The 26761-nt window shown below is 49.0% G+C and carries 22 protein-coding genes; 12 read left to right on the top strand and 10 right to left on the bottom strand.

Going from position 1 to position 26761, the window contains the following annotated elements:
- Nucleotides 1-65: 65 nt before the first annotated feature.
- On the top strand, nucleotides 66-1892 hold the full coding sequence (locus DYP60_RS02040; RefSeq protein WP_117329206.1) for an L-fucose isomerase: 1827 nt from the start codon (nucleotides 66-68) through the stop codon (nucleotides 1890-1892).
- Nucleotides 1893-1996: 104 nt separating this feature from the next.
- Nucleotides 1997-3235 (top strand): hypothetical protein, encoded by a 1239-nt coding sequence (locus tag DYP60_RS02035; RefSeq protein WP_117329205.1) that lies wholly within the window; start codon nucleotides 1997-1999, stop codon nucleotides 3233-3235.
- Here the strand turns inward: DYP60_RS02035 and yiaK are convergent, their stop codons facing one another.
- Genes yiaK through DYP60_RS02020 form a run of 3 tightly spaced genes read right to left on the bottom strand, consistent with a single transcriptional unit; the run spans nucleotide 3236 to nucleotide 10181 of the window.
- The gene (yiaK, locus tag DYP60_RS02030) at nucleotides 3236-4237 is read right to left on the bottom strand and encodes a 3-dehydro-L-gulonate 2-dehydrogenase (RefSeq protein WP_117329204.1); all 1002 of its coding nucleotides are present in this window, start codon (nucleotides 4235-4237) and stop codon (nucleotides 3236-3238) included. It lies immediately after the preceding gene.
- Nucleotides 4234-7569, bottom strand: a complete 3336-nt coding sequence (locus DYP60_RS02025) for a UvrD-helicase domain-containing protein (protein ID WP_117329203.1) — start codon at nucleotides 7567-7569, stop codon at nucleotides 4234-4236. Before DYP60_RS02025 ends, yiaK begins: the two co-directional genes overlap by 4 nt.
- On the bottom strand, nucleotides 7566-10181 hold the full coding sequence (locus DYP60_RS02020) for a PD-(D/E)XK nuclease family protein (RefSeq protein WP_165849466.1): 2616 nt from the start codon (nucleotides 10179-10181) through the stop codon (nucleotides 7566-7568). Before DYP60_RS02020 ends, DYP60_RS02025 begins: the two co-directional genes overlap by 4 nt.
- Before the next feature lie 43 nt (nucleotides 10182-10224).
- Here DYP60_RS02020 and DYP60_RS02015 point away from each other — a divergent pair, with 43 nt between their 5' ends.
- Together DYP60_RS02015 and DYP60_RS02010 are read left to right on the top strand one after the other, a co-directional pair.
- On the top strand, nucleotides 10225-11100 hold the full coding sequence (locus DYP60_RS02015; RefSeq protein ID WP_117329201.1) for a CPBP family intramembrane glutamic endopeptidase: 876 nt from the start codon (nucleotides 10225-10227) through the stop codon (nucleotides 11098-11100).
- Nucleotides 11101-11310, top strand: a complete 210-nt coding sequence (locus tag DYP60_RS02010) for a hypothetical protein (protein WP_117329200.1) — start codon at nucleotides 11101-11103, stop codon at nucleotides 11308-11310.
- 18 nt (nucleotides 11311-11328) lie between these two features.
- Here the strand turns inward: DYP60_RS02010 and eno are convergent, their stop codons facing one another.
- The gene (gene eno / locus DYP60_RS02005; protein ID WP_117329199.1) at nucleotides 11329-12624 is read right to left on the bottom strand and encodes a phosphopyruvate hydratase; all 1296 of its coding nucleotides are present in this window, start codon (nucleotides 12622-12624) and stop codon (nucleotides 11329-11331) included.
- Nucleotides 12625-12738: 114 nt separating this feature from the next.
- Here eno and DYP60_RS02000 point away from each other — a divergent pair, with 114 nt between their 5' ends.
- The 6 genes from DYP60_RS02000 to DYP60_RS01975 all read left to right on the top strand — a co-directional run bounded on the left by DYP60_RS02000 (nucleotide 12739) and on the right by DYP60_RS01975 (nucleotide 18954).
- A complete protein-coding gene (locus DYP60_RS02000) occupies nucleotides 12739-13704 on the top strand; it encodes a UPF0158 family protein (protein WP_117329198.1) in 966 nt (321 codons plus the stop codon).
- Nucleotides 13705-13762: 58 nt separating this feature from the next.
- Nucleotides 13763-14518 carry a glucosamine-6-phosphate deaminase gene (locus DYP60_RS01995; RefSeq protein WP_117329197.1) on the top strand — a complete coding sequence of 252 codons (756 nt, stop codon included), beginning with the start codon at nucleotides 13763-13765 and terminating at the stop codon, nucleotides 14516-14518.
- A 91-nt stretch (nucleotides 14519-14609) separates the two neighbouring features.
- Nucleotides 14610-15683 (top strand): mannonate dehydratase, encoded by a 1074-nt coding sequence (gene uxuA, locus DYP60_RS01990; protein ID WP_117329401.1) that lies wholly within the window; start codon nucleotides 14610-14612, stop codon nucleotides 15681-15683.
- Between the two features lies 1 nt (nucleotide 15684).
- Nucleotides 15685-16410: a GntR family transcriptional regulator gene (locus DYP60_RS01985; RefSeq protein WP_117329196.1), complete on the top strand. Its 726-nt coding sequence runs from the start codon at nucleotides 15685-15687 to the stop codon at nucleotides 16408-16410.
- Nucleotides 16407-18011, top strand: coding sequence for a mannitol dehydrogenase family protein (locus DYP60_RS01980; RefSeq protein WP_117329195.1), 1605 nt, complete (start codon nucleotides 16407-16409; stop codon nucleotides 18009-18011). The genes DYP60_RS01985 and DYP60_RS01980 overlap by 4 nt, the downstream gene beginning before the upstream one ends.
- A 13-nt stretch (nucleotides 18012-18024) precedes the next feature.
- Nucleotides 18025-18954, top strand: coding sequence for a YitT family protein (locus tag DYP60_RS01975; RefSeq protein ID WP_117329399.1), 930 nt, complete (start codon nucleotides 18025-18027; stop codon nucleotides 18952-18954).
- Here the strand turns inward: DYP60_RS01975 and DYP60_RS01970 are convergent.
- Nucleotides 18913-19593, bottom strand: coding sequence for an LrgB family protein (locus DYP60_RS01970; protein WP_117329194.1), 681 nt, complete (start codon nucleotides 19591-19593; stop codon nucleotides 18913-18915). The two genes, DYP60_RS01975 and DYP60_RS01970, sit on opposite strands and share 42 nt — an antisense overlap.
- Entirely contained in the window at nucleotides 19586-19957 is a 372-nt protein-coding gene (locus DYP60_RS01965; protein WP_117329400.1) for a CidA/LrgA family protein, read from the bottom strand. The genes DYP60_RS01970 and DYP60_RS01965 overlap by 8 nt, the downstream gene beginning before the upstream one ends.
- A gap of 68 nt (nucleotides 19958-20025) precedes the next feature.
- Here DYP60_RS01965 and DYP60_RS01960 point away from each other — a divergent pair, with 68 nt between their 5' ends.
- Both DYP60_RS01960 and DYP60_RS01955 read left to right on the top strand, forming a co-directional pair.
- Nucleotides 20026-20532, top strand: a complete 507-nt coding sequence (locus DYP60_RS01960) for a nitroreductase family protein (protein WP_117329193.1) — start codon at nucleotides 20026-20028, stop codon at nucleotides 20530-20532.
- A gap of 94 nt (nucleotides 20533-20626) precedes the next feature.
- Nucleotides 20627-21658, top strand: coding sequence for a DNA/RNA non-specific endonuclease (locus DYP60_RS01955; RefSeq protein WP_240622810.1), 1032 nt, complete (start codon nucleotides 20627-20629; stop codon nucleotides 21656-21658).
- Here the strand turns inward: DYP60_RS01955 and DYP60_RS01950 are convergent.
- The 4 genes from DYP60_RS01950 to DYP60_RS01935 all read right to left on the bottom strand — a co-directional run bounded on the left by DYP60_RS01950 (nucleotide 21630) and on the right by DYP60_RS01935 (nucleotide 26739).
- On the bottom strand, nucleotides 21630-23657 hold the full coding sequence (locus DYP60_RS01950; protein ID WP_117329191.1) for an alpha-glucosidase: 2028 nt from the start codon (nucleotides 23655-23657) through the stop codon (nucleotides 21630-21632). The genes DYP60_RS01955 and DYP60_RS01950 overlap by 29 nt on opposite strands.
- Before the next feature lie 2 nt (nucleotides 23658-23659).
- Nucleotides 23660-24496, bottom strand: coding sequence for a carbohydrate ABC transporter permease (locus DYP60_RS01945; protein WP_117329190.1), 837 nt, complete (start codon nucleotides 24494-24496; stop codon nucleotides 23660-23662).
- Nucleotides 24497-24508: 12 nt separating this feature from the next.
- Nucleotides 24509-25402 carry a carbohydrate ABC transporter permease gene (locus tag DYP60_RS01940; protein WP_117329189.1) on the bottom strand — a complete coding sequence of 298 codons (894 nt, stop codon included), beginning with the start codon at nucleotides 25400-25402 and terminating at the stop codon, nucleotides 24509-24511.
- 74 nt (nucleotides 25403-25476) lie between these two features.
- Nucleotides 25477-26739 (bottom strand): ABC transporter substrate-binding protein, encoded by a 1263-nt coding sequence (locus DYP60_RS01935; protein WP_237446190.1) that lies wholly within the window; start codon nucleotides 26737-26739, stop codon nucleotides 25477-25479.
- Nucleotides 26740-26761 lie beyond the last annotated feature (22 nt).

The raw sequence follows: 26761 nt of genomic DNA, 5'->3' as shown, positions 1-26761 counted from the left end.
CTCTATGCAATACTATGCATGATGTAAACGATTACATTTTGTAATTATATACCAAGGGGGATACTATGGCAAATACAAATGGAATGCAATCAGTAGGGCCTGAGAAGCGCTATGCTTCTTCCCTTCCCAAGATTGGAATCAGACCGGTAATTGATGGCAGACAGCGAGGCGTTCGCGAGTCCTTGGAAGAGCAGACCATGAACATGGCAAAGGCTGCTGCTAAGCTAATCAGTGAGAACGTGTTCCATGGAACCGGGGAGCCGGTTGAGTGTGTTATTGCTGATGGCACCATAGGACGTGTCAGAGAGAGTGCCGACTGTGCAGAAAAATTTACCAAGGAAGGCGTTGCAGTTACACTGACAGTCACTCCCTGCTGGTGTTATGGAACCGAGACATTTGACATGGATCCTATGACCGTCAAGGGCGTCTGGGGTTTTAACGGGACAGAGCGTCCGGGTGCTGTGTACCTTGCTGCAGTCCTTGCAGCCCACACCCAGAAAGGACTTCCCGCCTTTGGTATCTATGGTCGTGACGTACAAGACAACGATGACACTTCCATCCCTGAGGATGTAGCTGAAAAGATTCTCCGCTTTGCACGCGCAGGACTTGCTGTTGCAACCATGAGGGGAAAGAGCTACCTCTCCATTGGTGGTATGGCCATGGGAATTGCGGGATCAATCGTTGACCAGGATTTCTTGCAATCCTACCTGGGAATGCGGAGTGAAGTAGTTGATATGTGCGAAATAGAACGCCGTATCGCAGAAGAAATCTATGATCCTGAAGAGTACAAGAAAGCAATTGCGTGGGTGAAGGAGAACTGCATCCAGGCTGAGGATGTTGCAAACCCGCCTGAGTATCAAAGAAGTGAAGAGCAACTCGCAAAGGATTGGGAGTACTGCACCAAGATGACCATGATTGCTCGCGACCTCATGGTAGGGAACAAGAACCTTGAGAAACGGGGCTTCAAGGAAGAGGCCCTTGGCCACAATGCAATCTGTGCAGGATTCCAAGGACAGAGGCAGTGGACCGATCACTGGCCGAATGGTGACTTCATGGAGACCATGCTGAACACCAGTTTCGACTGGAACGGTATCCGTGAACCCTACATCATGGCAACCGAGAACGACCACCTGAATGGCATCAGCATGCTGTTCTGCAAGTTGCTCACCAACCGTGCAGCAATCTTCAGTGATGTACGCACCTACTGGAGCCCTGCATCAATCGAGCGGGTAACCGGATGGAAGCCAGAAGGCTTGGCCAAGGAAGGTTTCATCCACTTGATCAACAGTGGAGCAACCACGCTTGACGCAGCGGGCCAGATGAAGAACGAGAAAGGCGAGAGCGAGATGAAGCACTATTGGGAGATTACCAAAGAAGATGTACAGAACACTCTCGAGCATACCCGCTTCAGCGTCGCCAACGGTGGTTACTTCCGCGGTGGTGGTTATAGTTCAACCTTTCTCAGTGAAGGGGGAATGCCTCTGACCATGGTCAGAATTAACATGGTGAAGGGTGTAGGCCCTGTACTGCAGCTTGCTGAAGGATGGACCTGCGAAGTACCAGAGAATGTCTTTGACATCATCAACAAACGTACCGACCAGACCTGGCCTACCACCTGGTTCGTACCCAGAACCAATGGCAAGGAAGGTCCATTCAAGGACGTGTACTCGGTCATGGCAAACTGGGGAGCAAACCACGGGGCTTTGAGCTATGGGCACTTTGGTGCTGATATCATCACCCTCTGTGCAATGCTCCGCATCCCTGTATGCATGCACAATGTTGAAGAAGATAAGATTTTCCGTCCCAGTGCCTGGTCAATGCTTGGCATGGACAAGGAAGGAGCTGACTATCGCGCATGTTCCACCTTTGGTCCACTGTACGGAAAGTATTAAACAACAGTACTTGTATCGACTACGGGTTGGCCTTGGAGCCAACCCGTTTTTGACTTCTTGTATCCTTTTCCACCCACGGATGGTATACTGTTCCGGAGGTCTGTATGAAATCGATACTCTCATTGTGGAAAGAACAAGTACTGTCGAAGGAAGAACAATCTCCCAGTAGTACTGAGAAGCTCAAAAAACAAGCGCAATTGCAACGGGAGCTAGAAGAGACATTACCTAGGGATGAAGCTACCCTGCTCTCTCTGTATCGCATGGGGGCTCGATTCTCCTTGGTCGAAGAACCTCATAGACAGGCAGTTCCCAAACTATTCATCATGTTGCTGGTCAGCCAACTCATCATCTCCCAAATACCTACGTTTCTTGGGTATCCATTCGACGACCCGACAATGTTTTTCTATGGATTGAATCTTCCTATTCTGGTTATCCTGTTTCTTACGTTGTATTTGGCAAAAGACCGCAAGGCTTTGCTAGGATATCTCTCCTTTCTTGGTATCCTTGCACTATTGATGAATCTGCAGTTCAGCATGACAGGTATCGAAGAAACACAGACTAAAATTCTTGCTCTCATCCATCTTCCACTGCTTTTGGTGGTCAGTCTTGCCATTCCCACACAGAAAGGTACGCTACAGGAACGAATGAGTAGACACATACGGCTTACCGGAGAGGTGCTTCTGCTCTCATTCCTGCTTGCCTGCGCAGTCTTTGTGGTAACGATGCTTACGTTCGTCCTCTTTGAGGCAGTGGGGGTACATGTTGAAGACCGTCTTGCCCCGTTTGTGGTTACCGGTATCCTTGCCCTGCTTCCATTGTCTGCCCGATACCTCCTGCAATACAAAGGAAACCAGATGGCAGTGCTCACACGTCTCCTGGCTACCATCTTTCTCCCGGTTATCACGGTCGTTATGATTACGTTCCTGACTGCCTTGGTTGTAGGGAGACTCCCCATTACGGAAGACCGGAATCTTCTGTTGATAATTGACGTGTTGCTTGCATTGGTTCTTATGATGATCCTCTATGCAACTGGGCTTCTGGAGAGCGAACAAACCTCTGCATTCTACCGAGGGGTGCTCATCACAGGAGCATTGGCTGCCATAGGCATAGACCTGTTCGCCCTTGTTGCCATAGGGGGGAGGTTTCTTCAGTACGGGCTAAGCCCCAACCGGTTGGCTGTCCTCGCAGAGAACCTATTGTTACTCGCCAACCTTGGCTCATTGGTGGTGACACTTCTGAGAAGAAGATCCTTCATTCGAATACAGAGCATATTCATGGTCGTCTACGCCCTCTGGTTTCTCATTGTTGTTCTGCTCTTTGGTCCCCTGTTCGGGTATATCTGATCAGAGTGCAAGAATGGTGTTCCAGATGGCCTCATCAACAGGGATTCCCTTTTCAAGGTTCTCTCTTCTTGTTTGCTCCCTGAATTGTCCTGGATAACGGACCGGCTTCTCTGCATCCAGCGGAGTTGATTCCTTCAGGTCTTCAAGTGTGGCTTGAATCTCATCCAGGAGTTGTTCTCGGTCGGGGAACTTGGAAATATCAAAGACCAAGAAGACTTGCGAGACTTCTCCTTCCTCTGGGAGAGAGCCGATGGAACGGGTGGTTCTTCCTCCCGACAGGGTTGCTGCAATCAGATCGAGGGCTATGGCCAAGCTGGTCCCCTTCCAGAATCCAATGGGAAGGGAGCGCTTGCTCCGCAGGATTGATTCTGCATTGGTAGTGAGCTCTCCTCTCTCATCCCACCCACCGGGGACTGGAAGTTCCTTCTTCTCCCTCACATAGGTCTCCAGCTTGCCATAACTGAAGAGGGACATGGCCATATCCACAAGGATTGGGCCCTTTTTACTGGGAATGGCCAGTACCAGAGGATTATTTCCTACCTTGGTATCGGCTCCACCCCAGGGGCTCATCAGTGGCGTCGTATTGGTCCAAAGCATCGCGATGCACCCTTCCTCTGCTGCCATCAATCCATAGGTTCCGGGTCTCATCCAGTGATTGGTATGCTTCAAGGCAACGCAACCAATGGTATGTTCTTTTGCCAGTTCAATGGCGCGATTCATACACGAGTATGCATTCAGGTTCCCCACACCACTTTTCCCGTCCCAGCGCTCAAGAACCCCGAACGAGCCAGTTCTCTGGGCATGAGCATGGACATCAACCCTTTTCTCATCAATACCTTTGACCAGTGTGGCAAAGCGATTTGCCCCATGGGTGTACACCCCCTCAAGGGATGTCTCTGCGATCAGGCGAGCACAGAGTGCTGCTTCCTCCTTCTCCATATTCCGGCTCTCAAGCACCCGTTCAAACTGTGTACACATTGTCTCAAACGGAATCCGCATCATACGCTTTCTCCTTCCCATACCAACACCAGAGAGGGGTCACGCAAATAGATGACGCACCCCCGTACCGGACATTGGTGAATTCTTTCAATTGCTTGCATATAGGTCTCTACCTGAAAACGGTGGAGGAGTTCATCCCTTCGTCTATCAGTCTTGAAATCTATCACGAGGTAGGTGTCATTCTGCTTAACCAGCAAATCGATTGCCCCTTCTGCTACGAGGGTCTTCCCTTCCTGCTCAACGGCACTGAAGAAGCCTACTTCACACTCCACAGGGTACGGCTTGACCTCTTTCTCATACCATTCGCTCTCCAGAAACCCTCTACAGAGCGCTAATGCATCCTCTTGCAGTGCAGCTAGCTCTTGCGCTTTCAAGACTCTTGTCAGAGAATCAGGCATAAGAGAAGAGAGTTTTTCTACCTCTTTCCCAAGCACCATCTGTTCACAGAGTCCATGTACGAAGGTTCCAAAACCGGTTACCTGCTCTTCGGCATACCCATCAAGAATCATATCACTGGGATACCGTGGTAGATCCTCACCTTCTCCCCCATGAACAAGCGGATGAAGCTTGGTGGTGGCGACCCGGATAGGGTGTCCTTCATAAGCGGGCGTGGCTTGTTCATACCAGCGTTCAGCAATCTGCAGCCTTGCGATCACCTGGGAACTGTCCTCTCTCTCCCCACTGTAGAGATAGTGCTCTGGAATGTTTTCTATCGGCCGTACCTTCAGGATACCTTCATCATACACAGGATTGTCTCTATCCAGAGGCAGACTCTCAACCAGCATTTGAAGCAACGTGTCAGCTTTCTTGGAAGGATCCAGACCCCTGTTGTTCTTTGTGAATGCTCCGCTGAGTATGAGATGCGTCTCCGCCCTGGTCATGGCAACATAGAGAAGCCGTTTCAACTCAGCAATCTCCATGTCTTGTTCTTCACTGCCTGCAAAGAGCGTCCCTGCATGACGAATCTGAGCTTGCTTGGTAGCTGAAATATGATAGGAGGTAGAAAGGTAGTGTGGAAGAGGAATATCGAGGAAGGTGCTGAGATAGTCCCCTCCTCCTCTGCCCTTCGATCCGGTATTCCCCACGATTACGATGGGGAATTCCAGCCCTTTGGACTTATGGATCGACATAATCTGAAGCCCCGACTCTTGCTCCTTTATCACCTCAAGTTGATCAATCTTCTCGTTTTGTACCAAATTCCGGCGGAGGAAATCGACAAATTGACTGACACTCTTGCCCTGTTCTTCCTGGATTTGTGCCAAGCGGTGGAAAAAGGCAAAATGCTCGACATATACCTGGTATTGGGGATTGGAGACCAAAGAGAGGTAATATCCGCTCTCATACCACAACATCAGGGCAAGGGTACTCAGTGATTCACTGCCTACTGCCTGGTGCAACCGTTGGTAAAATGCCCCACAAGCAGCCAACCGCTCTGCATCGTCCTCAGAGAGTGAGGGGAGTATGGAAAAGAGTGGTTCCTGAACCACATGGGTAATTGCCCAATCACTGAGATTACAGAACGGAGAGCGAAGCACCGTGGCATAGGCTTGGCGATCATCTGGATAGAGCGTCAGCTGCAGCATGGCATACAGGTCGTTCGCTGGAGCTTCCAGCATCAAGGAACGTGCTGCCTGCACTGTATAGGGTATATTGAATCTTCTGAAGGCTTTTTCAAAACTCAACTGGTTGCTGGTGCTACGAAGGAGAAGCGCAATATCACTTGCCACAGGCCTTCTTGGCCCCTCTTTTGAAGGTATCAGGTACGCATCGCTTTCGAGCATCTGCCTGACCAGTTTGGCAATGGCATATGCCTCTGCCTCAACGGAGGAGGCATCCTCTTCCTCTTCGTCTTCACCGCCCTCCCGATATGGCTTGATCAACACGGTACAACTGCTTTGTACACCTGGGGAGGCATTACGGTAATCCAGTGTGGAGAAGTCTGCTTCAAAGCTCTCGCCTTCGTTTTGCATGATGTTCACAAACATCGTATTGAACAGACCAATCAAGTCCGGTTCACTGCGGTAGTTCCTTCCCAAGGTTATGGTCTCTCCTCCAATGGAAGCCAATTCTCCACTCAGTTGCTTGAAAACTCGTACATCACTTCCCCTGAAGCGGTAGATAGATTGCTTCTCATCCCCCACAAAGAATAGCTTGTCCTTCTGCAAATCCTCTGGAAGCGGGATACCTTCCCCTTCCCTATCCGTTCGTTCAGCAAGCAGGTAAAGCATCGCTTTCTGCTGTGCATTATTGTCCTGGAACTCATCAATCATGATGTAACGGAACTTCTTCTTGTAAAAAGCCCGCAATGCTTTGTTTTCAGTAAGCATCGTGACAGCGAGATTGGAAACATCAGCAAAGGTGAGTATTCCACTTGAGCGTTTCTCTTTCTGGTATCTGTCTACAAAATCCCGCATGAAATCCATCACTGCATACAGTTGGTCCTGAGCAAGCATAATACTCAGCGCCATACAGAGTTTGCTCCTAAGTTCTCTGTATACCGCTACCGTTTCCTTGATGGTTTGGATATCCTCTGTTTTTCCGTTTCCCGGAGCCCTACGATGGGCAAAACTAGAACACAACAGAGAATGCAATGCTGCTTTACCTTCGAGGGCATCCATCTTGGAAAGCATCATCTGTGCATCGTTCTTATACCCTTGCACCGTATTTCCTTTGTCAGTGAAGGAAGCATAGAGAGTCAACATCTCGCGGTACTGTGCAAGAAGGCGTTCATACTCATCCTCTACCGCTGCAAGAATCCTCTCTGCCCCATCTTCCTCTACAGTTTTGGGAAGGCAATAGTAAGAACTGGCCAGCGGGACTAGTACCGTATCAATGAGGGAGTCAGGGGTATACAGCTCACTGAGCAACTTCGCACCCGGACTCTGTGGATACTGATCCAGGAGTTCAGTAGCTACACGACCGATGGTTCTTAGGTTTTTATCATCATCGATTACAAAATCCTGTGGTACTCCATAGGCCACGGAATCGCTCCTGACAACCGTCGCACAAAAGCTGTCCAATGTGGAGATAGCTACTTCGCTGAAGGTCTCTAGCTGCTGAGCTATCTCTTCGTCCTCACGACAGGAAAGCAGGTGCCGGTGAATACGCTGATGCATCTCCCTCGCTGCCTTTCGAGTGAATGTGAGGGTAAGAATTTCATCGCAACGTGCTTTTCTTTCAAGAACCAGATGAAGGAACCGATAACTGAGAACAGTGGTCTTCCCTGAACCGGCTCCAGCAGAGACAACACAGTTGTTTAGGACATTCACAGCCTTTCTCTGGTTATCATCCAGCTGTGCTTTTGTATGCTTCAGAAAGTCTTCAAATCGAATCATGGGGTTGCGTACCTCCTTCGGCACAAGGATCGATACGGACAGGTACCACAATGCTTCTTTGATGGGGTAGCCATAAGATGCCCTCCTTGGACAGCCTCAAGTAGACTATCCAGACGCTGTTGCAATTGCTCATCACAGAGTATTGCAAAGGGATCATCCTCATAATCCCAGAGTGTGTAGTATTTTTCGTCCTTGATACTGTAATAGGAAGCATTGACTACAGACACAGCATTACTATGGGTCAACAGGAATCGGTAGAGGGGAAGCTGGTAAGACTCCAGATGCTCTGTGACCCGTTTTACATCCGGATTCCCTTTTTTATAGTCAATGACAGCAACCTGGGTATTCTCTGGTGGGTTGAGGCTGACCACACGGTCAATTCTGCCATTGAGAAGCAGGGGAAATTGCTCTACTTCATATGTGGCCTCAAATGCAACGGACCTTCCATGGGCAAACAATGCTGCTTCTCCAGCGAGAATGGAGATAATCTTCTCCTTATAGCTCGCTATGATCCAGCTTCTCATCGATGGAGAGGGACCATGTTCTCCAAAATAGGAAACTAAACACTCGTCGAACAATGCATACAATCGTTCTTTATACATTTCCATTGCTTGGGGATCATAGTCACGAATCTCAGAGAAGAACCGTTGGTACACGGTATGGAGGAACATGCCAATTCTCTGGTGGTCCACCGGTTGTACTTCATACTCCTCAGTGGTCAATCCATAGAGATACCGCGCAAGCCATGCATAGGGACAGTGATCGAATTGGTCGATACCGGTTGGCGAAAAATGGAATCGTCCCTGCTCATCCTTGAGCCTTGCTATGAGATCCACCTTGATGGGATGGCGTGTATAGTCATCAGCACGTTCAGAGAGTACGGTTTTCTTGGCTGCAAGGAACCAATCCCTCTGACTTGCCGTTGCTTTCACGGGGGGAAGGGCTGCATGCTCGTAGAGAAACAGTTCTGCAGCCATAGGATCTGTAATGGCATCCTGCTCACCTTCATACATGGTCAAACGTTCATGCTGTAGGAAATAGGAAGGAACCATCAGCTCCCCCTCATAGCGACGCATGTGGCAGGAGAGGTACCGCTTTCCTTCCCCTAGGGTTGCAGCCCGAAACTGTGCTTCACTCGTGTCTACCTCCCTCCGCAAGGCTTTCTCAATCTGTTGGGGGAGGAACTCCAGGGGACGTTCAACACAACGGGCGCCTTCCTGGTCAAGGCCAAGGATGAAGAGATAGTCCGCATTCAACACGGAGACCTGCGGCCATCGGTAGACAGCAATGCCCTCACTCTTCTGCTGAAATACATATCGCTTGTTTTCCAGGAAGGAGAGCAAAAAAGAGAAGATTTTTGGGTATGCAGTGATTCCTGTCTTCTCCATTGCTTCCTTGACCTGTCCCATGGCATCAAGACAGAACGCATACACGTCTTCCCCAGGGGTGCCTACCCACTGCGTTGGAATGAAGTAGGTGTCCTGGAAGTGATTGAGTTTCCGTCGCAAGTCCTCAATATCCTCAGCCTGAACAATTGCAATGATGCTCTGTTTCAAGCCTTCATACCATCTCTGTAACTCATTATCTCCCAGCAGTGAGCTGTATTGGTCCTCACCATAAAGGGAGCCATGCATGACTGATTGCTTGACGGCGCGCTTGATGAACCGACGGTGCTTTTCTCCCTCAGCCCAGGGAATACCAGGGTCAAGCAAGAGTGATTTCAAGCTTTCCAGGCTGAACTGCTCATCATGGACCTCTTGGATCAGATTGAGAAACCGTCCGCTACTGTACGCGAGTACAGACTTTCCTTCCCTGATCGTCAAGGGGATTCCATAGAGCAGGGCTTCCTCACGCAGTACATCCATCAAGGTTTCCTCGGCGGTACTCCCGATGACAATCTGGTGGGTTTCCACCCCCGAGTCCAACAGCTCTCTCACCCGCTTAAGGGTTTGCTTGATCTCCACAAGATGGTTGGGAAATACCTCCAAGGAAACCGAGGGGTCCTCCCCAGGAGTTGGTCTCAGTTCCATGAAGGAAGGCCTACCCAGTTGGTCGTACAGGCTTGCAGCCTCTGGGTTGGTATCAGAGAAAAGGACGCAATAAGATGGACTCCTGTCCCAGTCATCAGGAATGCTTGGTTTTTCGTATCTTGGCTCGAACAGCTGATGTTCATCAAGGAACTGTAGATAGTGTTGGTAGAGCACCAGGAGGTCCTGTCGCATGGGAGCATCGAGATTGCTAAGCACTTCTGCCTCGCATGCTTCCTGGAGGGATGGCAACAGTTTAGCCAAGTATCCTTTCATCCGGTTGTTCATTTCTGGATAGGCTGGATTGAGAAAGAAACGTAGCAAACTTCCAGCCTCAAGCAACTGATGGATGAAGAGCTGACGGGTAAGGCTGTTGGCAGGGGCCATGGTTTCCCGATGAGGCAGGAAATAGCCACGAAAGGTATCATAGGAGATTGCCCTCTCTGCCAAGATAGCGTGATGTTTCCCATGGAGCGCATAATCTACCAGGTATGATCGAGCTGCAACCTCGGTGGGGAATACACAAATCAATCCCTGGTTAAAAGCCTGATGCACATAGGAACGTTTCGTTTGTGGTAGACTCATACGTTGCAGTATATCATGTTTGTGTGTACGATGAGCGTACGTCATGGAAAAACTGAGAAGAAACTTGATGCAGAAGGATACAGAGGCAGGCAGCACCGCCTTCAGCATGGCTCTTGCAATGGTCCTCAGCCTGCTCTTTTGGTTGATACTGGGTCCCTATGCCGTAACTTTGTTTGCTCGTTTCAATATTCCCTACCTACAGGCAAATGCTCCCTTCCTTGCCATGGCTTTGGGTATTGTTGTCTCTTGGAAACTCTTGCTCACCAGCAGTCCCCGCTCACTGATTACCGACCACAACACCTTCCGTCTTCCCCTCTTCTTCAAGAGCATGGGGGCATATCTTCTGGTGGCGATTATTTTTTTACTACTTGGACTCATATTTGAACCAGAAGCATATTCCACCAGTGACGCATCCTTGACTGAGTATCTCATGCTGCTTCCCCTTGTCCTAATCCTCACTCCCATCCAGACCAGCAGTGAGGAAGTGGTATTCAGGGTATTTCCCATTCGAGTGGTTCAAGGGGGAAGACTGAGAAGAGGAACACTACGAAACACCATTGCCTGTGTGCTTTCAGCAATCCTGTTCACGGCTCCCCATCTCTCAAACAGGGAACTTGGAAGTGCGGAGAAACCTGCTCTCGTCTTGGTGTTTTACGTACTTTTCGGGGCCTTGGTTACTGCGCTCAGTATAACCGTAGGAGGCTTCGAACCGGCTCTTGCAATCCATGCAGCCAACAATCTCTTTGTTGCCATTATCTGTAACTACCAAGGCTCTTCTCTTCCCAGCCTACCGATTTTCACCACCACCAAGCCAATTGGGACCCCCATGGATCTCTTGCAACTTCTTTTGGGACTATGCATGGTGTTCCTCGTGGCAAGGAAAGAGATCATAGCCCAACACCAATCTCCAAAATGCTAAATGAAAGGTATCAATACCTCAGGGCAAGCCCTGAACTCAGGAGGCGTTGCCTCCTTTTCCGCCCCAAGGGACGGGGTATCTCACCTTGCTTTCCCTGCACTCGCTCCCGAGAGGAACCACCATGATGGTTCCTTTCCTCTCGCTCCGTTGGGGAATGACTTCTTTCTGCAAACTCAAAACGAGCCACCGCATTGCGATGGCCCGAAATAGTAGAAACTAATAGGCGTCTTACAGTACGTGGAAAGCATCCCGTCCAGCATACTCAGCAGTATCACCGAGGTAGTCCTCGATGCGCAGGAGCTGGTTGTACTTAGCAAGACGGTCGGAGCGGCTCATGCTACCAGTCTTGATCTGTCCAGTCTCAAGAGCAACTACGAGGTCAGCAATGAAGTTGTCTTCAGTCTCTCCAGAGCGGTGGGAAACGATGGAGGTGTAGCCGTTGCGCTTTGCAAGGTCAATAGCCTCGAAGGTCTCAGTGAGAGTACCAATCTGGTTCACCTTGATCAAGATGGAGTTAGCAACGCCCTTTTCAAGACCCATCTTCAATCTCTCAACATTGGTTACGAACAAATCATCACCAACAAGCTGTACACGGTCGCCTATGCGATCGGTAAGTAGCTTCCAACCTTCCCAGTCGTCCTCGGCCATGCCGTCTTCGATTGAGATAATCGGGTAGCGGTTTGCCCAGTCTTCCCAGAGGTCAACCATCTGTGCACTGGTGAGCTTGTCACCGGTGGACCATCTGAGGGTATAAGTCTTGGTCTTCTCGTCGTACAGCTCACTGCTGGCCGGGTCAAGAGCAAGCATAAAGTCTCCATCACGACCGGTGGTGTAACCAGCAGCCTTGATAGCTTCCATGATGACCTCAAGAGCCTCTTCATTGGACTGCAAGTCAGGAGCGAAACCGCCCTCATCACCAACAGAAGTGTTGTATTTGCGTTTCTTCAAGACTGCCTTCAAGTTGTGGAATACTTCTGCGGTCATGCGTAGCCCCTCACGGAAGGAAGCAGCACCGATCGGCATTACCATGAACTCCTGGAAATCTACCTTGTTATCACTGTGTGCACCGCCGTTGAGGATATTTGCCATCGGAACGGGAAGCGTGCAAGCATGGTAAGCACCAAGATACTTGTACAGCGGCAGACCAAGATAGTCAGCAGCGGCACGGGCAACAGCCATGGAAACACCAAGTATTGCATTGGCACCAAGCTTTGCCTTATTTGGAGTACCATCAAGAGCAATCATAGCGCGGTCGATAGCAATCTGGTCAAGAGAATCCATACCTTCGAGCTCGGAAGCGATGATGCTGTTGACATTGTCTACAGCCTTCAAAACACCCTTGCCTAGATAGCGATTCTTGTCCCCATCACGTAGCTCAACAGCCTCGTGGACTCCAGTGGAAGCACCAGAAGGAACTGCTGCACGGCCCATGGAACCATCCTCGAGAATGACATCTACTTCAACGGTGGGATTACCACGTGAGTCAAGGATTTCCCTGGCTTCGATAAATTCAATAATGCTCATGAATATTCTCCTAAATACTGTATTGGAATAACTGTACTAATATTCGTATCTTTTACCGCTAATGTCAAGGCAAACGCACTTGTCGACCCCCTCCGAGCGGGGTATCATAGGCCTATGGAAAATGAACAAGTACCATATCGTTTACCCGTTTTGAGCAGAGATCTCCTCGATTCCATCATCTTTGCGATGGAAGACCAAGCCAATTTTTATTTTCTTGACCTCAAGGATGAGGTCCTTGTCCGGGAGGATGAGTTAGAATATCTCGATGAAACTGATGAGGAAGAGCGTGATCGTCGCTTCATCCCCATTCCTGACTGGGAACCATCGGATGGTTTCCATCTCATGGAGATGTTTGCAAATAGAGTGAGGAATCCCCTATACCGGTCACGCCTACTTGCGGCACTGCAGAGTGGGAGAGGTGTCTTTAGAAAGTTCAAGGATACCCTATCAGAGACCCCAATATTGGAGCGAAAATGGTTCAGTTTCCGCGATGAGCAACTCAAACGTGTTGTTGTTTCCTGGTATCGGGAACAAGAAAACATTACCCAATTACTTGCGCTGAGTGATGAAGAGACAGAACTCACAGAAGACATCCTCTTGGAAGACTTCACCTTTGAAACCCTCGAAGGTCCTGTGACCGAAGAGATCATGGAAATGGTCCAGTCATTGGTAACGGAACTTGAATCGGGGAGCGAAGAAGACCGCATAGCCAGCGTAGTTCTGATGCGCCATCTTGAACTCGATGAACTGGATCATTTCTACCTGGCAAGGGCACAGGACGGAAGTCTGGCAGCATTCCTCTCATATACCATGCTTGCCGATTATCTCGTAGAGGTACCACTGTTTGGTGTAAAAACTGAATACCGTGGGCTTGGGCTCTTCAGGCTTCTGTTTGACTCTTTCAGCCGTCAAATGGCTCGTTTCCACTACCAAAAAGTTGTCGTCACCCTGGCCTCGGGATTCCTGGGGATGGAGAAACTCTTCGCTCCCTATGGAGCAAAGGAAGTCACCAAACAGCTTATCGTGGATACAAAGAGCTGGAATTCAACCCATCCGAGCTCGGAAGAAGCCTTTCTCTAAGCCCCTATACCCTTTATCACACTTTTGCTAGACTAAAACCGAAGGAGTACTACGATAGATGCGTGTGACCATTTGCGAAGACAAACATGACATGGGCTACCAAGCAGCAAAGCTTGGTATCAGTATTATCAAAGACGCAATTGAGAAAAAAGGCCATGCTGTTATTGCCGTCGCTACTGGGTTGAGTCAATTCTCCCTCTACGAACATCTTGCAAAAGCAGATATTGACTGGAGCAAGGTGGAAGCATTCGGCTTGGCTGAGTATGTGGACCTCCCGGACACACACACCTCCAGTTTCCGCTATTATTTACATAATCGCTTTGTCCAAAAGGTGACTAACCTTGGAGCATTTTATCAGATCAACGGCGATGCAGAAAACCTAGAAGAAGAGGTCAAGCGCTTGAATGCTCTCATCAAAAGAAAGAAAGTGGATGTATCATTCCTAGGAATTGGTGAGAATGGCCACATCGGGTTCAATGATCCTCCAGCAAATTTTGAGACGGACGACCCATACATTGTGGTAGAGCTGGAAGACCGGTGTAGAAGGCAACAGGTAAGCGAGGGATGGTTCTCTCATATTGATGAGGTTCCCTTGAAAGCCATCACCATGTCAGTAAGACAGATCTTGAAGGCCAAACACCTCATCTGCTCTGTTCCCGACCAAAGAAAAGCACGTGCGGTGGCCATGTGCCTCTATGACCAGATAGGGGTCTACTCCCCTTGTGCTGCACTCAGGACAAAAAAAGAATGTACCTTGTTCTTGGATCGAACCGCTTCGATGCTGGTGATGGGCGACAGGAGGCAATTCCAGTAGAGGAAAAGCAGGGAAGGAACTAGAGGGTATTGCTTCTAATATATTAGTATGTTAGACTATTAGTATAACACATTTGGAGGCACTACTCATGATGCATATGTCACTTCGCTGGTTCGGCTCAAAGCACGATACCGTTACCTTACAACAAATCCGCCAGATTGCAGGCGTAGAAGGGGTCATCACCACCCTATATGATATTCCCGCTGGGGAAGTATGGCCAATTGAGAGAATCCGGGAACTCAAGCAAGAGGTTGAAGCCTCTGACTTGAAAGTACTCGGCATAGAGAGCGTCAACATCCATGACGCCATAAAGATTGGTGGTCCAGACCGCGAGCAATACATCGCAAACTACATCAAGACCCTTGAGAACCTCGGCAAAGAGGGCATTACCACTGTCTGCTACAACTTCATGCCGGTCTTTGACTGGACCAGGACCGACCTTGCCAAGATGAGAAGTGATGGCTCCACCGTACTAGCCTACGACCAGAAGGTAGTGGATGGGATTGATCCACAGACATTCTTTGACCAGACCAACAGCAACGCCCAGGGTTTTGAGATGCCTGGTTGGGAACCAGAACGCCTTGCCAAGATCAAGGAACTTCTTGATGCATACAAAGATGTCTCTGAAGAGAAACTCTTTGACAACCTCGTCTACTTCCTCAAAGCCATCCAGCCAACCTGCGAGACCTACGGAATCAAGATGGCAATCCACCCGGACGATCCAGCTTGGCCTGTGTTTGGACTGCCACGCATTATCACCAGCAAGGAAAAAATTCTGAAGGTCATGAAGGCTGTTGATGCACCTTTCAATGGACTTACCTTCTGCGCAGGATCGCTCGGAACCAATCCAAAGAATGACCTTCCCGGCATCATTCGCTCACTACCTGGAAGAATTCATTTTGCCCATATTCGAAACCTACACCACTTTGGAGAGGGAGTGTTTGAAGAAGCAGCGCACCTCTCAAGCGATGGATCCTTTGACCTGTACGAAATCGTTAAGGCACTCTATGATATCGGCTTTGAAGGGCCAGCTCGACCAGACCATGGAAGAATGATCTGGCAAGAGGTGGCAATGCCCGGCTATGGTTTGTATGACCGCGCACTCGGTGCATCCTACATCCTTGGGCTCTACGAAGCTATTCAGAAAAGTGATCAAAGGAACTAATATGACACAAATAGTCCGTGTTACAGCATCTGAAGAAATCTATCAAACCCTCCGCAATGAGATCCTCTCCCTACGCTTCAAGCCGGGAGAGGAGTTGAACCTGCAACAGCTCTCACTGCAGTTGCAGGTGAGTCGCTCTCCTGTCAGAGATGCCTTGATGAGGCTGAGTGCTGACAACTTGGTAGATATTTTTCCGCAAAAAGGGACACGAGTATCCCTCATCAATCTAAAGCAGGTTGAGGAGGAACGATTTTTACGTAAAAGCCTGGAAGATCATGCAGTCAAGAAATTCATCTATCAGGCACGTGAGGATCATTTCAAGGCAATGGAAGCTGCAATTGAGGAACAGGTAGCGAATGCAATAACCGATGATTTTATCAAGTTCCTTGAAGCTGACAACACCTTCCACGCAATAATCTTCCAAGCTATCGGAATGCAACGCATCTGGGACATCATTCTCGCCCAAGGCGGAAACCATCACCGAATCCGTCTTCTCTCCTTTTATCAGAAAAATGTGCTTACAGATATCATTGAGCAACATCGTTTGATGCTGAATGCACTCAAACACAAACAGCTTGACGCCATCCTAAATCTTGAGGACAAGCACCTTTCAAAACTACTACAGGAAACTGAATTGATGGTTGGTCGCTACCCTGATTATTTCAAACAGGAAATGACCTATTCCCCACTTCAGTTTCAACATAAACAAACCTGGAGGTCATCATGAAACTCACCAATACAGGACTGCAGAATCGAAGCGAATGGGAAGAGAAGGGGTACGTATTACCGTCCTTCGACCGCACTTCAATGATACAAAAGACCAAAGAACACCCTACCTGGGTACACTTTGGTGCAGGAAACATCTTTCGTATTTTCCCAGCTGCACTCCAGCAAAGGCTTCTTAGTGAAGGCCTTGGTGAAACAGGTATTATCGTTGGAGAAGGCTTTGACTACCAGATCATCGACGAAGTCTACGAAAAACACGACAACCTGACCTTGATGGTAACCCTCAAGAGCGACGGAACCATAGGCAAGGAAGTCATAGCCTCAGTGGCTGCTGCCTACAAATGTGACCAGCAGTTCTCTAGTGAGTGGGAGTTTTTCAAGAAGACGTTCCGCTCCCCTTCCCTGCAGATGGCAAGCTTTACCATCACAGAGAAAGGGTATGCACTCAAGCGCGGTGATGGATCGTTCCACCCTGCCATCGAAAAGGACCTGCAGGCTGGACCTGCACAGAATATCATGTTCCTTCCGAGGCTCACGGCACTGATGTATGAACGCTATTTGTCTGGTGGTGGAAAGCTTGCCTTGGTCAGCATGGACAACTGCTCGCACAACGGGGAGAAACTCCAGAATGCTGTCATGACCATCGCAGAGGCATGGGAAGAAAATGGACTTGTGAAGAAGGGATTTGTCTCCTACCTCCGGAAGGATGTCTCGTTCCCCTGGTCCATGATCGACAAGATCACCCCGCGTCCTGATGCCAAGGTCGCAGCAATGCTCAAGGCCGATGGGTTTGAGGACACATCAATGGTCATTACCGATAAAAACACCTATACCGCTGCATTTGTGAATGCGGAAGAATCTCAGTACCTGGTCATTGAGGATGATTTCCCTGCAGGCAGGCCACAGCTTGAAAAAGCTGGAGTGTATTTTACTGATAGGGATACCGTAAACAAGGTTGAGAGGATGAAGGTCACCACCTGTTTGAATCCACTGCATACAACGCTTGCCATCTATGGCTGCCTGCTTTCCCATTCACTTATCAGTGAAGAGATGCAGGACCCACAGTTGAAGCGGATGGTGGAGATTATCGGATATGAAGAAGGAATGCCTGTGGTAACCGACCCCAAAATACTTGACCCGAAGGCCTTTATTGATGAAGTCCTCACCGTCAGGTTTCCCAACCCATTCATGCCAGACACTCCCCAGAGAATTGCAACTGATACCAGTCAGAAACTTGCTATCAGGTTCGGGGAGACCATCAAGTCGTACCTTGCCAGTGATCAGCTGAAAGTATCGGACTTGAAACTCATTCCCTTGGTATTTGCTGGATGGCTCCGGTATCTAATGGGCCTGGATGATGAACTCAACCTATTCACCCCAAGCCCCGACCCACGCCTCGAGGAGGCACAAGCATATCTCAAGGATATCACTATAGGCATGAAGGGTCCGTTCCCTGAATTGAAAGGACTGCTCAAGGATGAATCCATTTGGGGTGTCAACCTGCTGGGGATTGGTATGGCTGACTTGGTGCTCTCCTACTTTGCTGAGTTGATAGCAGGAAAGGGAGCAGTTCGAAAAACCTTACTCAAGTACGTCAAATAGGATGGATGCTAACATGCAGCACCCACATACTAAGCGCCTCGTCATCGAGGCGCTCTATCTTGTCTTGGGAACAGCGGTAGCTGGCTCCGCAATCGCCCTGTTCATCACTCCTGCAAAGATTGTAAGTGGAGGGGTCAATGGCGTTGCTACCATTCTCTACCATGTAACAGGATTTGACACCGGACTTGTCATGCTTATAATCAGCCTTCCTCTGTTCTTCATCGGGCTGAGAATATTCGGCCGTCTCTATGGAGTCAAGAGTCTGGTAGGCACAATACTGCTCAGTCTTTGGGTCAGCCTCTTGGGACAACTCACCAGGTATGACGGCGTGCTCCCCTATGTAGACAGAATGGATACGCTCCTTTCAGCTATCTTTGGAGGAGTCCTGCTTGGGGGAGGCATTGGAATCGTAATGCGCTCAGGGGCGAATACCGGAGGTACTGACATCCTCGCCCAGATCATCAGTCGATTTACACCGCTTGCCCTGGGCACATCACTCTTTCTTTGTGATGGGCTTATCATCATTGCGGGTGCACTGGCCTTTGGGTTGGAGCGTGCGCTCTTTGCCATTATTACACTTTACATCTCTGGACAAATGGTGAATTTCATGGTGATGAACCTTGGCACTAAGTATGCGAAAACTGCCTACATTGTCAGTGAACAACATGAGGCCATCGGAAAGCGTATCATTGCGGAACTGAAGCATGGAGGTACGCTGATCGATGGTGTTGGTGTCTTTACGCAGAAAGAGCGAAAACTCCTGTTGGCCGTGGTTCACAACCAACAGATCAACCACCTGACCCAGATCGTACATGAAGAAGATCCCAAAGCATTCATGTTTGTACATGAGACCTATCAAGCGCTTGGGGAGGGTTTTGTTCCTATGGCACGTATCATTAAATCAGAAAAACAGCGGAGCAAGCAACACCGTCCAAAGGGCTGAGAAGGAGAGAGAAATACTGCTCATTGCCCCTTGCACTCCGCCTATTTCCAAGGCCTTACTGGTACCCAGTGCGTGGGAGCAGGCACCGATGCCGACCCCATGTGCGACTGCGTCCTTGATTCCAAAAAGCTTTGCCAGCACCGGGGCAAGCAAATTTCCTGCAACTCCACTGATGAGGGTGGATGCGATGGTCAGGGCTGGAAGCCCTCCAAACTGTTCGGTCAAGGCGATGGCGATGGGGGTGGTCACCGATTTGGAGAGCAAACTGGCCAGAATCGTCCTATCCAATCCAAGGAGGTTGCACGTCACCACGACGGAGGAAAGGGCGGCCAAAGCTCCTGCCAAGGTCCCCAGTACCACGGGGAAAAATGCCTGCCTCAGCACATCCCTCTGCCGATAAATAGACAGGGCGAGAACAGCGGTAACCGGGGTAATGAACATATAGATGACTGAGGACCCTTCTTCATAGGCATCCAGGGGGATGTCGAAAAGAAGCAAGACAGCAATGATGAGCAACATGGCAATCACCAAGGGGTTCGCCAAGGGATTTTTCAGCTTCTTATTGATGAAGAGTCCAGCTTGGAAGGCAAAGACCGAGAGGGATATCCCAAAGAGTGGAGAGTTGACAATCTCAAGCATGTTGCTTTTCTCCAATCTTTTTCTGCACAAACTGCACCAGAACCACCGTCCAGCTGCTCGCTGCAAAACAAGCAAACAATGAGATTAGGTTCACCACAAGCAACTGCCACCAGATACTCTGGACCAATGAGGAATACCGAAGAATTCCCACGACCGGGGGAATGAAAAAGAAGGTCATGTTCTTGAGCATGAAGTCTGCACTCTCTGCAATCGAATGCTCCTTGAGCAATCCGCTGAAGAGCAAAACGAGAATCAGGAGCATGCTGATCACACTCGAGGGAAGTGTAAAGGGAAGCACCAAGGAGATGACATCTCCCACCAAACAGAGTCCAAAAATTAGTGCAAGCTGTATCAGGTATTTCATGGATGCCATACCATACCCTATTGGAAGGTATTCTGGGAAGAGGTATCATGGCTAATTGGAGGTATTCTATGAACACAATCATTACCCATATTCTCACACGCAGAAGTGTGAGAAGTTTCACGGAGGAACAGATTAGAGACGAAGACTTGGACCTCATTCTCCAGGCAGCCACCCTTGCCCCCAATGGAATGAATCAAGAACCTTGGCACTTTACGGCAATCCAAGATCCAGAGACTTTGAGAAAGCTCGAAGAGAAGGTGGATGGGACAGCTGATTCGTTCTTCTACCATGCACCTACCCTGATCCTTGTTTCCATTGAAATAGGGAATGCATATGAGAAAGAGGACACCGCATGTGCAATGACCAACATGATGCAGGCAGCCCATGCATTGGGTCTGGGTTCAGTCTGGTGCAACAGGATCAACCATGATCCTAAGCTCGGTGTACAGCTCTCATCCTTCGGCGTTCCGGAAGGATACAAGGTCACAGGGACCCTGGCCGTAGGATATCCCAAAGGCGCTTATCCTTCACCAAGAATACCAAAACAAGGAACCATTACCTACATTCGTTCGTAACCTGCAAGCATTATAATGGTTACAACGCTAGAGACAAGGAGAAAGAACTAACCCCTTCTCCTTGTTGTGATATGCAGTTTGGGTGGAGGCTATGATGGGAAGGCGTACAAACAAGGCAAAGAAACGAGGAAAAAGAATCTTAATTCTCCTCTTGGTACTGGTGGTATTGTGGGTATTGACCCTGATACTGGCACCTAGTGAACAAGAATATGTACAGACCCCAACTCCAGGAATACCTGACCTGGAACTGCCCAAATATGCAGCAACTGATATCGTAGTTACCCACCCAGGATACACCCTCCTCTATGATGAGAAGCATGAACAAGCGCGTTGGGTAGCCTACGAGCTTACCCGTAGCGAGCTATACGGATTATATGAACGTGGAGATGATTTCAGGAGTGATCCTTCAATTCCCAGTGAATCTGCAACTTTGGATGATTACCGGCGAAGTGGATACGATAGAGGGCACCTAATTCCTGCGGCCGACCTCTCTTGGTCGGAGGAAGCAATGAGTGGCTCGTTCTACTTAAGCAATATAAGTCCACAAGAAGGACAGTTCAACAGGGGCATCTGGAGCAAACTGGAGGCAACGGTACGAAACTTCGCCGATACAGAAGGGAGCATTTATGTCGTTACTGGACCGGTCTTGACCGATGGCCCGTATGACACCATCGGCGATAATGAAGTCTCGATACCAAACCAGTACTACAAGGTTATCCTGGACTACCGGGAACCAGAGCTCAAGTCCATAGGGTTCCTGCTCCCCAATGAGGGATCGAAAAAGGACCTTGAGGATTTTGCCACCAGTGTCGATGAGATTGAAACAATTACCGGTATAGATTTCTTCCACCGTTTGCCAGACCCTCAGGAAGCAGAGCTTGAACGGGAATACGATACCAACTCATGGGATTTCAATACCTTTCAAGTCAGCAAAGCAGATCGAGAAGCCTTCAATGCAGACCCCACCAATGCAGTGAATCAACCACAGAAGGCAACCGGGTGGTACGCAATTGCTACAAGTACCCTAAATTCTGTTCTATATCTGGTAAAGAGCCAAACGCTCAATCTGATAGAGATCTTCGTTCCAAAATCCACGCTCAAGGAAGCGGTTCCGTTCCTGTATTGATCGAACGGAATAGAGAAGCAAAGGCACTGTCTTCACGGAAGAAGACAGGAGGCATTCCCAGGGGGGCATTTACACGACAACTTCCTCCTTGGAAACTCTCATTGGTAAAGAGATGTACCCATCGCTCGGGAGGAAGTGTAAGATTCCTACTAGTCACTCCCTCTTCCATTACCGGTGCTACCAACAAGTCCCGGCCGAGAAGATAGGAATCCTTGATGGTGAAAAAAGGATCCTTTGGGTAGTACAGGAACAAGGGTCGCATCACGGGGATGCCTTGTTCAGCATTCTCCCTTACTGCCTCCTGGAGGTAGGGTTTCAACTGTACGTGAAGATTGGTCATTGCAGCAAAGAAACGACGGGTTTCCTCATCAGAGTCAAACTGCCAGTTCTCCTGGGGACGATTACCCTCATGCGTGCGCATCATGGGGGTAAAGACAGCAAACTCACACCATCTGAGCAGTAATTCCTTGCTCCGTTTCATCCCATAGAGCGTCGTATAGCCACCAATGTCACTATGGTGCAATCCCGCCCCACTCATGGCGAGGGAAAGCGCTGCACACAGGGCAGAGGGAAGTCCATCATCCTCACTCCAGTCAACATTCTGGTCACCGGCCCACATCATAGGACAGGATGCCAAGCTTTGTGCAGAACCAGAGCGCATGAAGAAGAGAAGTTCGTCACCTTTCCCGGATTCGACAATTGCCTGCTTATTAACCTGTGCCCAGTAGCCAGGCCAAGGGTTATGTTCCAGAAGTGCCGACCGTCCATTATAGAGGGTAATATCATGGGGAAGATACTCCCCAAAGTCAGCCATCCAACCGCGCAATCCCAGATCGATCAACTCACGCTGTATGACCTTCTTATACCACCGAACCGCTTCAGGATTTGTAAAGTCCACCACGCCTGCATCAAACTCACCGAAATCAACCAGGTAAGGTTTTCCTTGGCTGTCTTTTCCAAGGTATCCTTTTCCTGCAGCTTCCTCAAATAGCGAGTAGTCCTTGAGCACGTAGGGATTGATGTATCCCAAAATACCTATTCCGCGTTGCTTCAGCATTTCAATCACATGATCAAGTTCAGGATAAAGCTGCTTGTCCCACTGCCAGTTCCACCGAAGTCGCTTGCCGAAACTCGTGTATTTCTCTCCCTGCCAATCCTGAATCCAGATACCAATCACGGGGGTACCGACTGCTTCCATCAATGCAAGCTTATCCAAAAGGACCTTCGTTCCACCTTGAACACCCAAGATGATTCCGTCATAGACCCAATTTGGGAGCAGAGGTTGCCGACCCAACAAGGAAGAAATATCTTGGACAACCTCCAGCAGGGATGGCTTCACCGAAAGTACCAAGGAAGAAGGGACCTCCCAGAAAAACAAACGGTGATAGTGTTCATGGGAAAAATCAAAGTCAGCATACCCGTCTGTGTTTGCGTGGAGAAAATAGCCCCTGCTTGAAACAAAGGTTGCTTGGGGATAGAACGTGGTATGGTAATCTCCTCCTGCCCGATCATTTTTATCAGCAAGCTGGGTGATCAATGTATGCTTGTTTCTCCCAACCCCCTGCTCTTGGGTCCATAATGGATAGTTTCGCCCACGGAGATCAAAATAAGAGAACTGCTCCCCACAACCCCAGATGTGTTCCTTCTCCTCTGCCCATATATGCAGTACCAGTCGATTATACGGTTGGGGAAGCGGGGAAAAACGGATTATCAGGCGACCATCCTGTTCGCTGAGCTCACAGGTAATGTGATACATCTCACTGGAAAAGTGGAGGATACACACTCCCCTGCCTTCAACATAAGCTTCGTTGATGGTGCACAACCGAAGACCCAGCGTTTCCTCTACGTTCTCTTCAATGAAGTAGTTGCCACGGTACATGTCAATCGTTGCTTGGTTTCTTTGGAGCATCAGAACAGGATGCTCAGATGTATGTTCAAGGATTTTCATCTGATTGAAAAAAACAGAGAGCTTCCCATCCTGATACGTATGACTAAACATACCTACCCCTTCACTCCACCGGTGGTCAAGCCACCGATGATCTTATCATGAAGGAATACATATCCAAGGATGCTGGGTATGATGGTGATGATGACCGCAGCATACATACTGCTATAATCGGTGATAAATTGACTGGAGAAGAATTTGATTCCCAGCTGTATGGTCCTCGATTCAACCGAACTAGTCAGCAGCATAGCCATGACAAACTCATTCCAAGAGTAAATAAAGCAGAACGTTGCTGCTGTCACAATCCCAGATCGGGAGAGCGGAAGGATGATCATCGAAAAGCGCTTGAAGAATCCACAGCCGTCCATGATGGCAGCTTCTTCCAACTCCTTCGGAATGGATTTCATGAAAGCAGTTACCAAGAATATGGAAACAGGAATATTCACAGCAGTATATACAAGTATCAAGGCAAGCAAGGTGTTGTAAAGACCGCTTCGGGTAATCATGGAGAAATAGGGAACCATGAAGGATATCACAGGAACCAAAACCCCCGCGGTAAGGATGGTGTAAATGACATCCCTTCCCTTGAAATGCTCTCTTGCAAGAATAAAGGACCCCATGGAGGTCACCAAACTGTTGAGCACCACTGTCACTACTGCCACGAAAACTGAATTGAGCAACAGGCGGGGAAGGCTTGCCATGGCCAATGCATTGGCATAATTGACCCATTGAAACTTCTGCGGCCACCCAAAGGGGTCGGTTTGCAGTTCAAGGTTGGTTCTCAGCGAACTTACCAGCAACCAGAGCAGGGGAAGCAATGCCAATGCCAACAAGCTAATCAGGAGAATCCATTTGAGAGTGTTGCCGATGATTGATGTTGGGGAATGTTTCATTTGGATGTGCTCCTATTGTGCCATTTCACTCATGGGGTCTGAGGAACCAAAGAGTTTCCGCAACAAGGTAATGACCAAGGTTCCCATGATAATCAGGAACACCCCGCTGGTGCTTGCCTCACTATAACGCAAGGCATCCATTTTCAGATACAGATCGATGCCCATGGTGGTGGTTGCATATGCTGGGCCGCCACCAGTCATTAGGAATGTCGCTTCAAAATGGCGCATGCCATACGCCATGGCAAGGGTCATGGTGGTGATTAGGGTACCACGGAGCATGGGAAGGGTGATGTTAATCTCCTGAACCAAGGTGCTGGCTCCATCAATCTCAGCGGCTTCATAGAGTGAACGGGGGATATTCATTGCAGAGGCCAACAATACAATCATGAAGTATCCGATATAAATGACTGTCTGGAAAATCACGGCAAACAGGGCGGTATCAGGGTTTCCCAGCCAATTATGCTTCTCCATTCCGAAAAGACCGGAAAGAATTGCATTCAATGGTCCATCGACGTTGTAAATGGCAACCCAGACCATGGCCAAGGCAACCGTAGAGATGACATTAGGCAGATAATAGATGGTTCTCAATCCTCTCCAGCCGAATGGCTTTCGAACCAATATCATGGCAACCAGACATGCCAGGGGAACCTGGATCAACCCTTGGGACAAAGCCCAGACAATATTGTTTCTCAGCGCTTTCTGAAAGGTAGGGTCTGTAATCAACTTGGTATAGTTCTTGATTCCATTAAACTTCATCGCACCGATACCTCGCCAACTGGTGAAGCTGGTGAATACAGTGAAGAAGAAGGGATAGATGAAGAAGAAAAAGAATAGTAATGCTACTGGAAGCAAGAACAAAATTCTTGCGCTCCATATCCATCTATTTCGTATACCAACTGCTTGCATCGTGGACTCCTCAGGAAAAAGATACCATACTGCCACCCGAAGGTGGCAGCATGAGGAATAAACAGCTATTACTCTTAGTGTTCGATCTTGCGATCAACCAAGGCACAGAATTCCTCTGCACTGATCCGGTCAAGGGCCAGAGCCCCAAGCTGCTGGGCAAACTCGAGAGTGACCTCGGATCCGAGGGCAGCTTCCAGGTCAAATGCAGTGGTTGAAGCAGCTGCATTGACATCGTAGAACTGCTTCTGCAGGTTGTTCACTGGTCGATAATCAGTCTTGATCGCGAACATTGCACCACTGGTCTCAGCAATCTTAGCAATGGAGGAAGGACTGGTCAGGAACTTCAGGAAGCTGACGATTGCCTGTTCCTTGGCTGCATCTTTGCTGGAAGCGGCACAGATGTTTGCCTGCAAACGGCTTATCATGATGCCCTCATATTCGCCAACCGCTGGTAATCCACCAATCTTGATCGAATCAAAGAACGGCGTAGCCGCAAGGTCAGCTCTTCCTGCGTACCAAGGGCCATTGGAGAAGACAGCGGTACGACCGGCAAGAAAATGCCCACCACTTCCACCAGCTCCGAGTCCAACAGCGTCAGCAGTAGAATACTCTTGGATCATTTTCTTGATCAACTTGGCAGCCTCTACAAATGCTGGATCGGTAAAAGGCTTGTCCCAAACATTCGGTCCACCAAGGGACACTGCAAAATGACTGAACCAAATCATGCTGGTCCAGGCATTGGTATCACCAGTCATTTGGCTCGTTGGGGCAATTCCTGCTGCCTTGAGTTTATCAAACGTATCATACATCTGTTGTACTGTTGCAGGAATCGTGTTTACACCTACACTCTTCAATGCATCCATATTGTACCAGATCGGCAGAATGGCGGTCTCCATCGGCAAGCTCTTGAGCATCCCGTCAACGGTTGATTGCTCCAGGGAACCAGCATCAAAGGTGCTCTTCCAAGCATCATCAAGCTTTCCCTGGAAGTCCATGAGAAGATCCGATTGGTAGAACGTCGCAGTAGTCGGGTTGAACTTGATGGTGAAAATGTCTGCCGGGGCTTGCCCTGCAGCCAAACTGGTACGAACTTTCTGTTCATAGGCATTGTAGTCCGGCTGTGGCTCAATGACGACCTTGATCTTACCGGCATTCTTGGTGTTGAACTCTTTCACCAACGCTTCCACGGCTGGGGCCTTGCTGTCATTTCCAACCCAGATGCTTGCCCATCTCAGTTCGATTTCTTTTTGCTGTCCACTTTCCGCTTGCCCCTGGGCTGCCAAGGGGGAGAGTAAACAGAGCAGTAGCAACACTGCAATGAGTCGTGAATTTTTCATCATAGCAATCTCCTTTTGTATC

Origin of the sequence: Sphaerochaeta halotolerans (assembly GCF_003429665.1) — a bacterium.
Taxonomy (GTDB): domain Bacteria; phylum Spirochaetota; class Spirochaetia; order Sphaerochaetales; family Sphaerochaetaceae; genus Sphaerochaeta; species Sphaerochaeta halotolerans.
The sequence above is the reverse complement of the archived record's forward strand: the minus strand, read 5'-3'. Positions and strand labels throughout refer to the sequence as shown.

Bases quoted from the DNA above. Each gene is read 5' to 3' on its own strand.
- DYP60_RS01945 (WP_117329190.1), bottom strand. From the start codon at position 24,496: ATGAAACATTCCCCAACATCAATCATCGGCAACACTCTCAAATGGATT.
- DYP60_RS02035 (WP_117329205.1), top strand. From the start codon at position 1,997: ATGAAATCGATACTCTCATTGTGGAAAGAACAAGTACTGTCGAAGGAA.
- DYP60_RS01950 (WP_117329191.1), bottom strand. From the start codon at position 23,657: ATGTTTAGTCATACGTATCAGGATGGGAAGCTCTCTGTTTTTTTCAAT.
- DYP60_RS02020 (WP_165849466.1), bottom strand. From the start codon at position 10,181: ATGAGTCTACCACAAACGAAACGTTCCTATGTGCATCAGGCTTTTAAC.
- eno (WP_117329199.1), bottom strand. From the start codon at position 12,624: ATGAGCATTATTGAATTTATCGAAGCCAGGGAAATCCTTGACTCACGT.
- DYP60_RS02000 (WP_117329198.1), top strand. From the start codon at position 12,739: ATGGAAAATGAACAAGTACCATATCGTTTACCCGTTTTGAGCAGAGAT.
- DYP60_RS01935 (WP_237446190.1), bottom strand. From the start codon at position 26,739: ATGAAAAATTCACGACTCATTGCAGTGTTGCTACTGCTCTGTTTACTC.
- DYP60_RS02040 (WP_117329206.1), top strand. From the start codon at position 66: ATGGCAAATACAAATGGAATGCAATCAGTAGGGCCTGAGAAGCGCTAT.
- DYP60_RS02015 (WP_117329201.1), top strand. From the start codon at position 10,225: ATGGAAAAACTGAGAAGAAACTTGATGCAGAAGGATACAGAGGCAGGC.
- DYP60_RS01985 (WP_117329196.1), top strand. From the start codon at position 15,685: ATGACACAAATAGTCCGTGTTACAGCATCTGAAGAAATCTATCAAACC.
- yiaK (WP_117329204.1), bottom strand. From the start codon at position 4,237: ATGATGCGGATTCCGTTTGAGACAATGTGTACACAGTTTGAACGGGTG.
- DYP60_RS01955 (WP_240622810.1), top strand. From the start codon at position 20,627: ATGGGAAGGCGTACAAACAAGGCAAAGAAACGAGGAAAAAGAATCTTA.
- DYP60_RS02010 (WP_117329200.1), top strand. From the start codon at position 11,101: ATGAAAGGTATCAATACCTCAGGGCAAGCCCTGAACTCAGGAGGCGTT.
- uxuA (WP_117329401.1), top strand. From the start codon at position 14,610: ATGCATATGTCACTTCGCTGGTTCGGCTCAAAGCACGATACCGTTACC.
- DYP60_RS01940 (WP_117329189.1), bottom strand. From the start codon at position 25,402: ATGCAAGCAGTTGGTATACGAAATAGATGGATATGGAGCGCAAGAATT.
- DYP60_RS01995 (WP_117329197.1), top strand. From the start codon at position 13,763: ATGCGTGTGACCATTTGCGAAGACAAACATGACATGGGCTACCAAGCA.
- DYP60_RS01960 (WP_117329193.1), top strand. From the start codon at position 20,026: ATGAACACAATCATTACCCATATTCTCACACGCAGAAGTGTGAGAAGT.
- DYP60_RS01970 (WP_117329194.1), bottom strand. From the start codon at position 19,593: ATGCTTGAGATTGTCAACTCTCCACTCTTTGGGATATCCCTCTCGGTC.
- DYP60_RS02025 (WP_117329203.1), bottom strand. From the start codon at position 7,569: ATGATTCGATTTGAAGACTTTCTGAAGCATACAAAAGCACAGCTGGAT.
- DYP60_RS01965 (WP_117329400.1), bottom strand. From the start codon at position 19,957: ATGAAATACCTGATACAGCTTGCACTAATTTTTGGACTCTGTTTGGTG.
- DYP60_RS01975 (WP_117329399.1), top strand. From the start codon at position 18,025: ATGCAGCACCCACATACTAAGCGCCTCGTCATCGAGGCGCTCTATCTT.
- DYP60_RS01980 (WP_117329195.1), top strand. From the start codon at position 16,407: ATGAAACTCACCAATACAGGACTGCAGAATCGAAGCGAATGGGAAGAG.